Source organism: Streptacidiphilus pinicola, assembly GCF_003258295.1.
Taxonomy (GTDB): domain Bacteria; phylum Actinomycetota; class Actinomycetes; order Streptomycetales; family Streptomycetaceae; genus Streptacidiphilus; species Streptacidiphilus pinicola.
This window is the reverse complement of the sequence record NZ_QKYN01000010.1, coordinates 14176-28359: the sequence shown is the minus strand read 5'-3', so window position 1 is coordinate 28359 and position 14184 is coordinate 14176. Positions and strand designations below refer to the sequence as shown.

General features: G+C 71.6%; 10 protein-coding genes and 1 tRNA gene. 5 read left to right on the top strand and 6 right to left on the bottom strand.

The window, feature by feature from the left end:
• Positions 1–64 precede the first annotated feature (64 nt).
• Both DN069_RS02725 and DN069_RS02720 read left to right on the top strand, forming a co-directional pair.
• Positions 65–1459: an FAD-binding oxidoreductase gene (locus DN069_RS02725; RefSeq protein WP_111499143.1), complete on the top strand. Its 1395-nt coding sequence runs from the start codon at positions 65–67 to the stop codon at positions 1457–1459.
• Positions 1460–1698: 239 nt separating this feature from the next.
• Positions 1699–3159, top strand: coding sequence for an alkaline phosphatase family protein (locus tag DN069_RS02720; protein WP_111499141.1), 1461 nt, complete (start codon positions 1699–1701; stop codon positions 3157–3159).
• Positions 3160–3177: 18 nt separating this feature from the next.
• On the opposite strand, the gene DN069_RS02715 is transcribed toward DN069_RS02720, so the two are convergent.
• The 4 genes from DN069_RS02715 to DN069_RS02700 are packed head-to-tail and all read right to left on the bottom strand — an operon-like array spanning position 3178 to position 6949.
• The gene (locus tag DN069_RS02715) at positions 3178–3738 is read right to left on the bottom strand and encodes a DUF421 domain-containing protein (RefSeq protein ID WP_111499140.1); all 561 of its coding nucleotides are present in this window, start codon (positions 3736–3738) and stop codon (positions 3178–3180) included.
• 60 nt (positions 3739–3798) lie between these two features.
• Positions 3799–5064 carry an MFS transporter gene (locus DN069_RS02710; RefSeq protein WP_111499138.1) on the bottom strand — a complete coding sequence of 422 codons (1266 nt, stop codon included), beginning with the start codon at positions 5062–5064 and terminating at the stop codon, positions 3799–3801.
• A gap of 34 nt (positions 5065–5098) precedes the next feature.
• Positions 5099–6448 carry a GH1 family beta-glucosidase gene (locus DN069_RS02705; protein ID WP_111499136.1) on the bottom strand — a complete coding sequence of 450 codons (1350 nt, stop codon included), beginning with the start codon at positions 6446–6448 and terminating at the stop codon, positions 5099–5101.
• A 30-nt stretch (positions 6449–6478) separates the two neighbouring features.
• Positions 6479–6949 (bottom strand): HIT family protein, encoded by a 471-nt coding sequence (locus tag DN069_RS02700; protein WP_111499134.1) that lies wholly within the window; start codon positions 6947–6949, stop codon positions 6479–6481.
• Between the two features lie 332 nt (positions 6950–7281).
• On the opposite strand from DN069_RS02700, the gene DN069_RS02695 reads away from it, so the two are divergent.
• From DN069_RS02695 to DN069_RS02685, 3 genes are all read left to right on the top strand, one after another.
• Positions 7282–7875 (top strand): PadR family transcriptional regulator, encoded by a 594-nt coding sequence (locus DN069_RS02695; protein WP_111499132.1) that lies wholly within the window; start codon positions 7282–7284, stop codon positions 7873–7875.
• A gap of 302 nt (positions 7876–8177) precedes the next feature.
• The gene (locus tag DN069_RS41235; protein WP_243638859.1) at positions 8178–10352 is read left to right on the top strand and encodes a putative Ig domain-containing protein; all 2175 of its coding nucleotides are present in this window, start codon (positions 8178–8180) and stop codon (positions 10350–10352) included.
• Positions 10353–10599: 247 nt separating this feature from the next.
• Positions 10600–12063: an Ig domain-containing protein gene (locus DN069_RS02685; RefSeq protein ID WP_111499130.1), complete on the top strand. Its 1464-nt coding sequence runs from the start codon at positions 10600–10602 to the stop codon at positions 12061–12063.
• 100 nt (positions 12064–12163) lie between these two features.
• Here DN069_RS02685 and DN069_RS02680 read toward each other — a convergent pair.
• Both DN069_RS02680 and DN069_RS02675 read right to left on the bottom strand, forming a co-directional pair.
• Positions 12164–12240: transfer RNA gene (locus DN069_RS02680), tRNA-Met, on the bottom strand.
• Between the two features lie 75 nt (positions 12241–12315).
• Positions 12316–14142: a chloride channel protein gene (locus DN069_RS02675; protein WP_207892029.1), complete on the bottom strand. Its 1827-nt coding sequence runs from the start codon at positions 14140–14142 to the stop codon at positions 12316–12318.
• Positions 14143–14184 lie beyond the last annotated feature (42 nt).

The following is a 14184-nucleotide window of genomic DNA, read 5'->3' as shown; positions in this document are numbered from 1 at the left end:
CCGGGCGTGCGTCGGCGCGGGCGCGGGCCGCGCACCTTCCCATATTCCTTCGGAAGGAGCGGTGATGACCACCGACACCGCGGCCGATCTGGCGCTGGCCATGTCCGGCGAGCTGTTCGGCCCTGCGGATCCCGGCTACGACGAGGCGAGGAAGATCGCCAACGGGGACCACGACCTGCATCCCGCGCTGGTGGCCCGCTGCTTCGGCCCGGAGGACGTCGTTGCCGCGCTCGCCCACGCGCGGCAGCACGGACTACGGGTCGCCGTGCGAGGCGGCGGCCACTCGACGGCCGGCTACTCCAGCTGCGACGGAGGGCTGGTGATCGACACCGGCCCGATGAAGGAGGTCGCGATCGACCCCGGCGCCCGCACCGGCCGCTTCGGCGCGGGCCTGAGCTGGGCCGAGTTCGACGCCGCCACCCAGGAGTACGGCCTGGCCGTCACCGGTGGCCGGGTCTCCGACACCGGTGTCGCGGGGCTCACGCTCGGCAGCGGCTCCGGCTGGCTGGAGCGGATGTACGGACCCTCGGCCGCCAGCCTGGTCTCCGCCCAGGTCGTGACCGCCGACGGCCGCACGGTCGAGACCGATGCGGAGCAGCACCCCGAGCTGTTGTGGGGCCTGCGCGGTGGCGGCGGCAACTTCGGCGTGGTGACCCGGTTCGGCTTCCGCCTGCACCCGGTCGGCCCGATCGTCCAAGGCGGCATGATCCTCCACCCGGCCTCGGCGGCCCGGGCGTTGACGCGGTACTACCGCGACTTCATGGCCGAGGCCCCGGACGAGGTCGGCGGCGGCCTCGCCATGATCACGGCTCCACCGGCGCCGTTCGTCCCGGAGCGGGCCCGAGGCCAACTCGCCTGCGCCCTGGTCCTGCTGTACGTCGGCGACCCGGACGAGGGCGAGCGGGCGTTGCGCCCGCTCGTCGACTGGGGCGACCCGTGGGTCACCCAGGTCCAGCCCATGCCCTACTCCGTGCTCCAGCAGCTCCTCGACGAGGGCTCGCCGCGCGGCATCGGTGAGTACTTCAAGGTCGACGCCCTGCGTGCCCTGCCCGACGAGGCGATCGACGCCTTCGTCGACCACGCGGAGAAGGTCACCTCGCCGCTGACGCAGCTGGTCCTCTGCCCGATGGGTGGCGCGATGTCCCGCCTCGACCGCGCGTCCATGGCGCTCAACCCGCCGGACGCGCCCTGGCTCTACTTCTGCCTCTCCATGTGGTGGGGCTCTGACGGACGCGAACGCCATGTCGCCTGGGCCCGCTCCTTCATGGACCTCATGCGACCCTGGTCCGCGGGCGGCGCGACGGTCCCCAACTTCATCGCCGCGGACGACGGCCGCGGCCGCCTGCTGACCTCCTTCGGCCCGGAGAAGTACGCCCGCCTGGTCGCCCTCAAGGACGTCTACGACCCGGACAACGTCTTCTCCCTCAACCAGAACATCCCACCGAGCCGGCTGATCTAGCGCATCCGGGGCCGGCCGACGTCGTGTCAGGAGCGGGGCTCGACGACGTCGGCAACGGCCGCGAGCAGGGCCGTGCGGTGCTCGTGGAGGCGGATCGGCAGGCCAAGTCAACAAATGGTTACTTCGCGTCGGATGTCTTGTGTTCTCCGGCTCGTCGCCCGACCATGCCAAGGCGTTTGCTCACACGTGTCACCATCCCTGCCGCGCGACCGATCCCGACAACGCCACGAGGAAACCTCATGACCCGACGAACGTCCCCGAAAGCCGCCCTGGTCGCGGCTGCCGCGACCGGCTTGGTCCTCTCGCTGACGGCGGCCGCGCCCGCCGCCGAGGCGGCCCGGCACGGCGGGCACCGGACGGCCGGGGCGCTGCCGCCCGCGGGGGCCATCTCCCACGTGCTGGTGATCGACCTGGAGAACGAGAGCTACGACAGCACCTTCGGGCCCGGCTCGCCCGCGACCTACCTCAACGGCACCCTCGTCCCGCAGGGCGAACTGCTGCCGAACTACTACGGGGTGGGCCACGTCAGCCTCGACAACTACCTCGCCCAGGTCTCCGGCCAGGCGCCCAACCTGGTCACCGGCAGCGACTGCACCACCGCCACCGGCGGCGGCTACAACGACCTGCTCCCCGGTACGCCCGACGCCGACCAGGGCCGCTACCCGGGCCAACTCGACGGCCAGGGCTGCGTCTACCCCGCCGCCGCGCAGACCGTCGGCGACCAGCTCCAGGCCGCGCGCCGCCTGCCCGGCCTGCCGACCGCGGTGGACTGGCGCGCCTACGCGGAGGACATGGGCAACGACCCGGCCCGCGACGGCGGCACGCCCGATCCGCTGGGCGGCACCGACTGTGCCCACCCGACGCAGACGGCGGGCGTCGCCGCCGACGGCACCAACAACGCCGAGGGCCCCAACGCCACCGGCTCCCAGGTGAAGTCGAGCGTCTCGGACCAGTACGTCGACCGGCACAACCCGTTCGTCTGGTTCCACTCCGTCACCGACGACGCCGCGTCCTGCGCGCACCACGTCGTCCCGCTCGGCCGTGCGACCGCCCAGGCCGGCGGCGGCTACCGCTACAGCGGCCGCCTGGCGCGGGATCTGGCCAGCCCGTTCACCACCCCGCGCTTCGCGATGATCAGCCCGAACGTCTGCGACGACGGCCACGACGAGACCTGCGCGGGCGTCAACTCCGCCGGAACCACGGCCGGTGGCCTGACCGGCGCGGACGCGTTCCTGAAGACCTGGATGCCGCTGATCCTCGACTCGCCCGCCTACAAGGACGGTTCGATGCTGGTGATGCTCACCTTCGACGAGGGCGGCATCACCGACACCGCGGCGGGCGACCACGAGCAGTCAGGTCCGGGCAACGCCAACCCCGGCTACTCCCCGCTGCTGAACGTGCCGATCCCGTCGCTCGGCGGCAAGACCTACTACCAGCTCCTCGGCGTCACCGACCTGACCCCCGGTCAGCAGCCGCCGGCCGGCACGATGCCGGGAGGCGGCCGGATCGGTGCCGTGCTGCTGAACCCGTTCTGGATCAAGGCGGGCAGCGTGGACACCGCCGGCTCCTACAACCACTACTCGGCGTTGCGCACCTTCGAGGACCTCCTCGGCCTCCGCTCCGGCGGCTCCGACGGCCAGGGCCACCTCGGCTTCGCCGCCACGGCCTCGGACTTCGGCTCGGACGTCTTCAACGGGTGACTCCTCAGGGGCGTGCACCTATCGCTCGGTCGGCAGCCGGGCCTCGATGCGTTCGAGCAGGGCTCGGAGCGCGGCCACGTCGGCCTTGTCGGCGAACTGGTCGCCCTCGCGGAGGCGGACCAGGACGGCGCCGCTGGGTTCGAGCTGGACCAGTTCCGTCTCGCCGATGGAGTCGCCGCCCTGGGTGTGGACCGCCAGGGCGACGTCGCCGCGGGAGATGCCCTGGCGGCGCATCGCGGGGATGTTGAGGACGCCGTCCTGGGCCAGGACGGTCGGGGTGCCCTCCAGGAGACGGGCGAACCAGGGCCGGCGGGCGCCCTGGCGGACCAGCACCGCGTCGGTCAGCAGCAGGACCGCCGCGCCGAAGACGCCGCCGCTGACCGAGTTGTCGTTGCCGATGACCGCGTTCTGCACCACGTTCGACAGCAGCAGCATCACGACCAGGTCGAAGGTGTTCAACTGCGCGAGCCCGCGTTTGCCGACGATGCGGAGCATGATCAGCAGGGCCAGGTAGACGATGATCGTGCGCGCGGCCTTCTCGCCGTAGGAGACGCCCGCGATGAACATGTCGTTCCACATCCTGGCCACTGTAGGGAGCCGCACTCCCGGCAGGCGGGGCGCCACGCGGGTGACGCGCGGTCAGGCCACGCCCCGGACGCGGCGGACCAGGACGCCGCCCAGCACGGTGACCAGCGCCATGGCGAGGTAGAGGCCGGTGTAGCCGCCGAGGTGGGCGATGACGGGCGCGGCCACCGCGGGGGCGAGGACCTGCGGGCCGGAGTTGGCGATGTTGATGACGCCGAGGTCCTTGGCCCGGTCCCGGGCCTCGGGGAGAACCTGGGTGACCAGTGCCTGGTCGACCGCGAGGTAGACGCCGTAGCCGGCGCCGAGGACGGCGGCGGCCGCCAGCGCCGCGGGCCAGGTGTGCAGCAGGGCGAGCAGCAGCGCGGCCGCGGCCATGATCAGTGAGCAGAGCACGACGAAGGACTTACGGCGTCCCACGCGGTCGGACAGGCGGCCGACGGGGATCGCGGTCAACGCGGCGAAGAGCGTGTAGACGACCGTCAGGATCAGCACGCCGGTGCCGGGGTCGCCGTAGCGGACGGCGTCGGAGAGGAAGAAGAACAGGTAGAGCGTGCCGAGCGCGTTGCCGAGGTTGATGAGGAAGCGGGTGAGCCAGGCCCAGCCGAAGTCGGGGTGCTGCCTCGGGCTGACCCAGAACGAGCGGGCGAAGGCGCGGACGTCGAAAGCGGGCCGCAGCGCGGGCGGCAGCGCCGGCTCGTCCTGACGCAGCACGAAGGGGAGCGCGAGGACGACGGTGAGGACCGCGAGCGTGCCGTAGCCGGACCAGACGCCGGTCACCAGCAGGCTGGTGATCAGCGCGCCGAGGACGAGGCCGAAGGACTGCATGATGCCGGTCCACCCGGAGACCTGGGCGCGCTGGGCCAGCGGCACCCGGTCGGCGATGGGCGTGGAGACGCCGGCCAGCATGGCGTTGAGCCCGGCCTGGCCGAGGCACCAGCCGACGGCGACCCCGGCGACGGTGTGCTGGGAGGCGGTCAGCGCCAGGCCCGCCGCGCCGGCGAGCGCGCCGCCGAGGATCCAGGGCCGACGGCGACCGAACCGGCTCGTGGTCCGGTCCGACAAAGCGCCGGCGATCGGGTTGGCCAGCACCGCGACCAGCGCGCCGAGGCCGGTGACGACCGACAGCGCGCCGCTCTTGTGCTGCGGGTCGATGTGCTCCAGCTGCAGCGGCAGCAGGATCTGGATCGGCGTCATGAAGGCCATGAAGACGGCGAGCGTGGCGAGCGAGAGGTCCACGGTCCAGGAGGGCCGGACCGGCGCGGTGGGTTCGGCGAGGACGGCGGAGCCGTCTCTGGCGTCCTCCTGGAGGGCCTGGCTCATGACGCTCCTTCAACGGGCTGGCGGGGACTCAGGGTCAGGGCCGCTGCGCGGCGATCAGGGCGCGGTACCACTCGAAGCTCGCCCGCGGGGTGCGGGTCTGCGTCTCGAAGTCGACCTCGACCAGGCCGAAGCGCTGGTGGTAGCCCTCCGCCCACTCGAAGTTGTCGAGCAGCGACCAGGTGAAGTAACCACGGACGTCCACCCCCTGCTCCCGGGCCCGCGCGACCGCGCCGACGTGGCCGGCAAGGTAGTCGATCCGGGCGCGGTCGTCCACGCCCGCAGGCTCGCTGCAGCCGTTCTCGGTGATCCAGACCGGCGGCAGCGCGTCGCCGTAGCCGGCCTTCAGGCCCACCAGCAGCTCGGTCAGCCCGTCGGGGACCACCGGCCAGTCGAAGGCGGTGCGCCGGTAGGCCTCCTGCGGTTCGGCCAGGTCGAACGGCAGGCCTGCGGCGGGATCGGCGGGAGCCGTGATCCAGGTCGGGTTGTAGTAGTTCACACCGAGGCCGTCCAGCGGTGCGGCGATCACCTTCAGGTCGTCGTCCTGCACGACCCCGCCCCAGCTCGGGTCGGCCAGGCCGTAGGCCGACAGGTCCGGGTAACGGCCCAGCAGCAGCGGGTCGTTGAAGAGCCGGTTGTGCAGCGCGTCGTAGGCGTCGGCGGCCAGCCGGTCCGCCGCGGAGGCGGCGTCGGCGCGCAGGCGTACCGGCGAGCAGTTGTTCGCGATCAGCACCTGCGCGTCCGGCCGCGCGCCCGCCCGCAGCGCCGCCACCGCGAGGCCGTGGCCCAGCAGTTGGTGGTGTGCGACGGGCAGCGCGTCCAGCATCAGCGCTCGGCCGGGCGCGTGGACGCCGAAGCCGTAGCCGAAGGACATGTGCACGAAGGGCTCGTTGAGCGTGATCCAGCGCCGGACCCGGTCGCCGAGCCGCTCGGCGACCACGGCCGCGTACTCGCCGAAGCGGTACGCCGTGTCCCGGACCATCCAGCCGCCCTCGTCCTCGAGGGCCTGCGGCAGGTCCCAGTGGAACAGCGTCGGCGTGGGCTCGATCCCGGCGTCCAGCAGGGCGTCGACGAGGCGGTCGTAGAAGTCCAGGCCGCGCGGTTCGACGCGGCCCGCGCCGGCCGGCAGGACGCGCGGCCAGGAGATCGAGAACCGGTAGGCGTCCAGGCCGAGGCGGCGCATCAGGGCCACGTCCTCGTCGAGGCGGTGGTAGTGGTCGCAGGCCACCGCGCCGGTGTGGCCGTCGCGGACGGCGCCGGGCCGCCGTACGAAGGTGTCCCAGATCGACGGTCCCTTGCCGTCCTCCTCGGCGGCTCCCTCGATCTGGTAGGCGGCCGTGGAGGCGCCCCAGACGAAGTCGGCGGGGAACCGAAGGAGGTCAGTCATGGGCAGGCACCCTCTCAGTTAATATGAGAATTACTCACGTTTTGGCGGTAGTGTTGTCGTGCCGGATCCGTCTGTCAACGGTGCGTCGAGCGCTTCGAGCGCCTCACGGATGCGCGCGGCCGTCGCGGTCGCCTCGGCCGGGGACGCGTAGCGGGTGCGCGGCCAGAAGAAGCCACGCAGGCCGTCCTTGGGATTGCGCGGCACCACGTGGACGTGCAGGTGCGGCACCGACTGGCTGACCCGGCTGTTGGTCGCCACAAAGCTGCCCTTGGCCGCCATGCCGTGCTCGACCGCCGCGGTGGTGCGCCGCACCTGCTCGAAGAACGGTCCGACCTCCTGCGGCAGCAGGTCCGTCAGGGTGGGCACGTGGCGGCGTGGGATCACCAGGACGTGGCCGGGAAAGAGCGGCCGGTGGTCGAGGAAGGCGACCACGTCCGCGTCCTCGTGGACCATCGGCACCTCGACCTCGCCGGCCACCACCGCGCAGAACAAGCAGTCCATCCGCCGATTCAAGGCTCCCCCGGCCCCTGCCCCAAGCAGGCGCGCGGGGGAGCCGGAGGTCAGCGGACGCGGGCGATCCAGTCGGTGATCGCGGTCAGGGCGTCCTCCGCCGCCGGGAGGGCGCCGAGACAGCCCAGGAAGCCGTGGAAGGTGCCCGGGTGCAGCTGCACCCGGACGGGGGAGCCGGCCGCGCCGAGGCGGCGGCTTCGAAGATCATCAAGAACTTCACGGCACCTCCCGATGGGCTGCTCGTGGGGCCGCCTTGCGATATGACTAGCAGTCATATCGCAAGGAAGAAAGAGAAGTGGGCGCGATCTGCCTACACTCACCGCATGGCCGACGAGACCGACGCCGTCCTCCCGCTGCCCGTGACGAGTTGGGCCGTGCTCGGCCTGCTCTCCTTCGGCGCGGAACTCTCCGGCTACGACCTGAAGAAGTGGGCGGACGCCTCGCTGCGGTACTTCTACTGGAGCCCGTCCTTCAGTCAGATCTACGGCGAGCTACGGCGTTTGGAGGCGGCCGGCTGCGCCACCTCGCGGCTGGTCCGGCCGGAGGCGGGGGCCCGGCCCAAGCGGCTCTACCGGATCACCGACGCCGGTCTGGAGGCGGTGCGCACCTGGGCGCGCGAGGCCCCTGTCGACGCGCCGATGCTCAAGCACCCGCCGCTGCTGCGCCTCTGGCTCGGGCATCTGACCGGGCCGGACCGGCTGCGGGAGACCCTCGACGCCCTCCGGCTCGACGCGGAGCGCCTGCGGGCCCGCGCCGCCGCCGACCTGGCGCTCGCGGCCGGCGAGCCGGACTGGGCCTTTCCGCTGCTGGCGCTGCGCTGGTCCGAGCGCTACTACGCGGCGCAGCGCGATCTCGCGGCGGGCCTGCGGGCGGATCTGGACGCGATGTTGGGGAAAGGTGAAGATCCTCTGTCCTGAGCGTCACCCACTCCGACCCGGGGTGACCTGGCTTTCTCTGAGAATGCCGAGAATGGGCGATCTTCGTCCCGATAAATGCCTGTTCTGTCCATGTTGACGGGATGTCAGCGCGCTGGTTCTCTGTGCATGCGACAACAGCACCCCCATATGTGGTGGCAATGCAAGCCCCTGGATCCGCGGCGGTGTGCCGACCTTTGCGTGCCGCATTTTGATGCGTGCACGACATATCGCCGTACCGTTCTTCTCTGCCTTTCCCTTCCCCTGGGCAGCCCACAAGGCTGTCAGAGAGAGGATCCCTCGAGATGGGCATACCCCTTCGTGGCGGAGTGCGGCGTGCGGCCCTCACCGGGCTGACCACACTCTCCCTGGCCGGCGCCGTCGCCCTCGGCCTGGTTCCGGCCGCCAGTGCGGCCCCGGCCGCCTCCGGCTCCTCCGTGGCCAACCCGTACAGTCCCGAGTACGGGCACACGTACCGGCACGGTGCGATCCCGACCCTCGGTCAGAACGCCAAGATGAAGCAGTGGGCCGCGGGTCACGCCTCCCCCCAGGCGGCGACCGGTCCGGAGACGCTGTCCTACGGCGGTGGCACCAGCGGTGTCGGCGTGCTCGACGGCCACGCCAAGGTCTACCTGGTCTTCTACGGCAACCAGTGGGGGACGCAGTCGACCAACAGCAGCGGCGACCTGACCTTCTCCGGTGACCCGGACGGCGCCGCCCCGGTCGCGCAGGAGATGTTCAAGGACATCGGCACCGGTGGCGAGCTCTGGTCCGCGGACCTGACCCAGTGGTGCGACGGCCCCAACGTCTCGGCCGGCGCGACGAGTTGTCCGTCCAACGCCAGCTTCGTGCCGTACCAGAGCGGCGGCGTGCTCTCCGGCGTCTGGTACGACAACTCGGGTGCCTCCCCGTCCGCGGCGTCCGGCAACCAGCTGGGGACCGAGGCCGTCAACGCGGCCGGCCACTTCGGCAACACCACGGCCGCGGCCAACCGTGACGCCTACTACGTCATCATCTCGCCGACCGGCGCCAACCCGGACAACTACCAGGGCCAGTACTGCGCCTGGCACGACTACACCGGCGACTCCTCGCTCACCGGCGGCGCGGTCAACTCGCCCTATGGTCCGTTGGCCTTCTCGAACCAGCCGTACAACATGGACTCCGGCTCGGGCTGTGGCGTCGGCTTCATCAACTCGCCCGGAACGCTGGACGGTTGGACGATGACCCTCGGCCACGAGTGGCACGAGACGATGTCCGACCAGTTCCCGGCGGGCGGCTGGACCAACCAGCAGTCCGGCAGCTCGTACAACGGCCAGGAGAACTCCGACGAGTGCGCCTGGATCGCGGCCGGCACCGCCGGCGGCGCCGCCAACGTGACCATGGGCAGCGGCACCTTCGCCGAGCAGGCCAGCTGGTCGAACGACACCAACGCCTGCGCGATCTCGCACCCGATCGTCAACCAGACCGAGACGGTCTCGGTGACCAGCCCCGGTAACCAGACCACGACGGTCGGCACGGCGGTCTCCAAGCAGATCTCCGCCTCCGACTCGGCGGGCAAGTCGCTGACGTACTCGGCGACCGGTCTTCCGGCGGGTCTGTCGATCTCGTCCTCGGGTCTGATCTCCGGCACCCCGACCACGGCCGGCACCTCGAACGTCACGGTCACCGCCTCCTCGGGCACCGCGTCCGGCTCGACGTCCTTCACCTGGACCGTGACCTCGCAGTCCACGGAGACCGTCACGGTCACCAGCCCCGGCAACCAGACCGGCACCGTGGGTACCGCGGCCTCGCTGCAGATGAAGGCGACGGACTCGGCGGGCAAGTCGCTCACCTTCTCCGCCACCGGTCTGCCCGCGGGTCTGAGCATCTCCTCCGCCGGCCTGATCTCCGGCACGCCGACCACGGCCGCCACGTCCAACGTCACGGTCACCGCGTCCTCCGGCACGGCGTCCGGCTCGACGTCCTTCACCTGGACCATCAGCTCCAGCGGTGGCGGCGGCTGCACCAGCCCCGGCCAGAAGCTCGGCAACCCCGGCTTCGAGTCCGGCAGCGCCTCCCCGTGGAGCATGACCGCGGGCGTCCTCAACAACGACACGGTCTCCGAGCCGGCCCACTCGGGCAGCTGGGACGCGTGGCTGGACGGTTACGGCACCACCCACACCGACACCCTGGCCCAGTCCGTGGCCATCCCGGCCGGTTGCAGCGCCAGCTTCTCCTTCTGGCTGCACATCGACACCGACGAGACCACCACGACCACGGCCTACGACACCCTCAAGGTCCAGGTCCTGAGCAGCTCCGGCAGCGTCCTCGGGACGCTCGCCACCTACTCGAACCTGAACGCCAACAACGGCTACAGCCAGCACTCCTTCAACCTGTCCAGCTACGCCGGACAGACCGTCACCCTCAAGTTCACCGGCAGCGAGGACGCGAGCCTGCAGACCAGCTTCGTCATCGACGACACCGCGCTGAACGCCTCCTGATCCACCCCTGATCGACCCGCTCGTCGGCACCACCGAGCGGACCGTGGCTCCCTCCCCGCGTGGGGAGGGAGCCACCGTGCTGTGCGGGGGCACCCCCTGTCGGGGGGACAGGTCCAGCCGATCAGCGGGAGCAAGCTCCACTGCTGCGGGGGTGCGCGCTGTGTACGAAGTTCGAGAGGGTGTTCCCTTGATGCGCGGATCACCCGAATGGCCCTGTGATCCGCGACCAACGAGAGGAACTCCCTGCATGGCCTTCTCCCGTAAGAAGACCCTGGTGGCCGGGTCGGCCGCCGCCGCGATCGCCGCAGCCACCGCCGTGGCGCTGCCGGCCTTCGCCTCTGCGTCCGCCGCTTCGGTCGACGCCCCCGCGGCCGCCGTCGCGGGTCACGCCTACCGCCACGGGGCCGTCCCGCTCCGGGATGCCGCCGGCCAGGCGCATGCGGCGCCGCAGGCGGACCAGTCCGGCCAGGGCAAGCCGGCCAACCAGACCAAGCCCATGACGTACCACGGCGGCACCGACGGCGTCGGTGTGACCACCGGGGCGCCCAAGGTCTACGTGATCTACTGGGGCTCCCAGTGGGGCAACGCCTCCCAGGACGCCCAGGGCCACACCACCCTCTCCGGCGACACCGCCGGCATGGCCCCGCGCCAGCAGGCGTTCTTCAAGGGCCTGGGCACCAAGGGTGAGACCTGGTCCGGTGTGATGACCCAGTACTGCCAGGGCGTCAAGACCGGTGCGACCAGCTGCCCGGCCACCAGCGCCCACATCGGCTACCCGACCGGCGGCGCGCTCGCGGGTGTCTGGTACGACGACTCCGCCGTCGCCCCGTCGGCCGCGACCGGCAACCAGCTGGCGCAGGAGGCCGTCAAGGCCGCGCAGCACTTCGGCAACAAGACGGCTGCCGCCAACCGGAACGTCCAGTACGTCATCACCTCGCCGACCGGCACCCACCCGGACGGCTTCAACACCCCCAGCGGCCAGTTCTGCGCCTGGCACGACTTCACCGGTGACTCCTCGCTCGACGGCGGCGGCGCGGTGAACTCGCCGGTCGGCCCGGTCGCCTTCACCAACATGCCCTACCTGACCGACATGGGGCACAGCTGCGGCGCGAACGCGGTCAACGCCGGCTCGGCGGGCCTGCTCGACGGGGTGACCATTGTCGGCAGCCACGAGTACGCGGAGACGGTCACCGACCAGTTCCCCTACTCGGCCGACCCGAGCTCCCCGGTGCTGACCAGCGGTGGCTGGATCACCGACAACGACAGCTCCGGCGGCGAGAACGGCGACAAGTGCGCCTGGGTCCGCACCGGTCCCGGCGTGGCGTTCAACCTGGCCCTGGCCACCGGCTCCTTCCCGGTCCAGACGACCTGGGCGAACGACGCCAACCACGGCGCCGGTGGCTGCGAGGGCTCGCACCCGATCGTGAAGAACTCGGCGCCGCACAAGGTGACGATCGCTCACATCGCGAACCAGACCGGTGTGGTGGGCCGCGGCGTGCGCGTCGCGGTGAAGGGGCACGACAGCGTCGCCGCCTCGCACCTGACCTACACCATCGTCGGGCTGCCCACCGGCCTGCGGATCGACGCCCGCACCGGCGTGATCACCGGCCGTCCGACCCGTGTCGGCACGTTCCACGTGACCGTGGAGGCGAAGGACGAGACCGGCGCCTACGTCCGGACGACCTTCACCTGGACCGTGCGCGCGCACTGAGCCAGGGAACGGCCTGGGAGCCCGACCGGGCTCCCAGGCCGTTCGCCGTATATCCGCACATGCAAAAGGCCGGTTCCTGATCGGAACCGGCCTCTCGCGGTGGTAGCGGGGACAGGATTTGAACCTGCGACCTCTGGGTTATGAGCCCAGCGAGCTACCGAGCTGCTCCACCCCGCGTCGGTGAGTTCACCTTAACAGAGACCGGAGCCGTTCTCCGAATCGCCTGTGTCCGCGTCGACGCCGGGGGCGGTCTCAGGCGGCGTCCGCGGGGGACGCGGCCGCGGCGACCGGGGTGCGGTCGGTGTCGGCCTGGCGCGGGAGGACGCGCTCGCGGTGGTGTTCCTCGTTCAGGTCGTGCAGGCGGGCGTGGAGCAGGTCGCGCAGCGTGATCACGCCGACCGGCCGGTGCGTCGCCGGGTCGATCACGGGCGCGCTGGTCAGGCCGGTCTCCGCGAAGCGGTAGGCGACCTGACGCAGCGTCTGGTCCTGGCGCACGGCCAGTCGGCAGGGCAGCGTGGCCTCCCGTACCGTGCCGGGGACCGACTCCGGGGTGACGAGCCCGGCCAGCCGGCGGCGGGTGGTGACGCCGACGAGCGTGCCGTCGACGGTGTCGACGACGGGCAGCAGGGCGTCGGCCGCGCCGGCCAGCGCGCGCAGCCGCTCGGGGGTGACGTCGTCGTGCTCGGTGAGCGTCGCCGCGTCGTCCAGCGGCAGCATGACCTCGCGGGCGAAGAAGGTCTCCAGCGGGTCGGTGGAGTACTCGCGGGTGAGGTGCAGGCCACGGCGGGCGATCTTCTCGGTCAGCACCGAGCGCTTGAGCACCAGGGCGGAGAGCGCGTAGGCCGCCGTGGCGGAGACCACCAGCGGGAGCAACATGTCCCAGGCGTGGGTGAGTTCGAGGGTGAACACGACACCGGTGAGCGGTGAGCGCATCACGCCGCCGACGACGGCGGCGAGGCCGAGGATGCCCCAGAAGCCGGGGATCGCGTGCGGGAAGAGCATGCCCTCCCAGGCGCCCAGCGCACCGCCGATCATGAAGACCGGCGCGAGCACGCCACCGGAGGTCCCGGAGCCGAGTGAGAGCGACCAGATCAGCGTCTTGACGGTGAGGATGCCGATGATGAGGCCGAGGGTCGCACGGCCGGTCAGCAGCTGGTCGATGACGTCGTAGCCGACGCCCAGGGCGCGCGGTTCGACCAGCCCGCCGAGGCCGATGATCAGGCCGCCGATGGCGGGCCACCACATCCAGTGCAGCGGCAGCCGGGCGAAGGCGTCCTCGGCGCGGTAGACCATCCAGGTCGCGGCCACCGCGAGTGCCCCGCCGGTGAGGCCGACGACCGCGGCCAGCACGTCGAGGGTCGGGGTCAGGTGCAGCCCGGCGGCGTTGACCGGGAAGACGGGCGCGGTACCGAGCAGGTAGCCGCGGCACACGGTGGCCACCGCGACGGCCGCGACGACCGGCACGAAGCTGCGCGGACGCCACTCGAAGAGCAGCAGCTCGACCGCGAGCAGGATCGCGGCGAGCGGCGAGTTGAAGGTCGCCGCCATGCCGGCGGCGGCGCCGGAGACGAGCAGCGTCTTGCGCTCGTTCGCGGTCAGGTGCAGCAGCTGGGCCAGGATCGAGCCGATCGCGCCGCCGGTCATGATGATCGGTCCTTCGGCGCCGAACGGGCCGCCGGTGCCGATGCTGATCGCGGCGGACACCGGCTTGAGGACGGCGACCTTGGGCTGGACCCGGCTGCCGCCGGTGAGTATCGCCTCGATCGCCTCGGGCATGCCGTGCCCGCGTATCTTCTCCGAGCCGTAGCGGGCCATCGCGCCGATCACCAGCCCGCCGGCGACGGGCGCGCCGAGCACCAGCCACCAGGCGTGGTGCATGGCGCCGGGCGCGATCAGGTCGGTGCTGACGCGCTGGTAGAAGACGAGGTTGGTGACCAGGCCGATCAGCCGTAGCAGCGCCAGCGCGGCCAGCGAGCCGGCGCCGCCGACGACCAGGGCGAGGGTGGTGATGGCCAGCATCCGGGGGCGGACGGTGAAGTCACCGAGGTGGACGTGTTTGGAGGCGTGCGCGGTACGCATGTTGCTCCACTTCTGTTCAGTTCGGGCAGCTCTTCGGTTTCG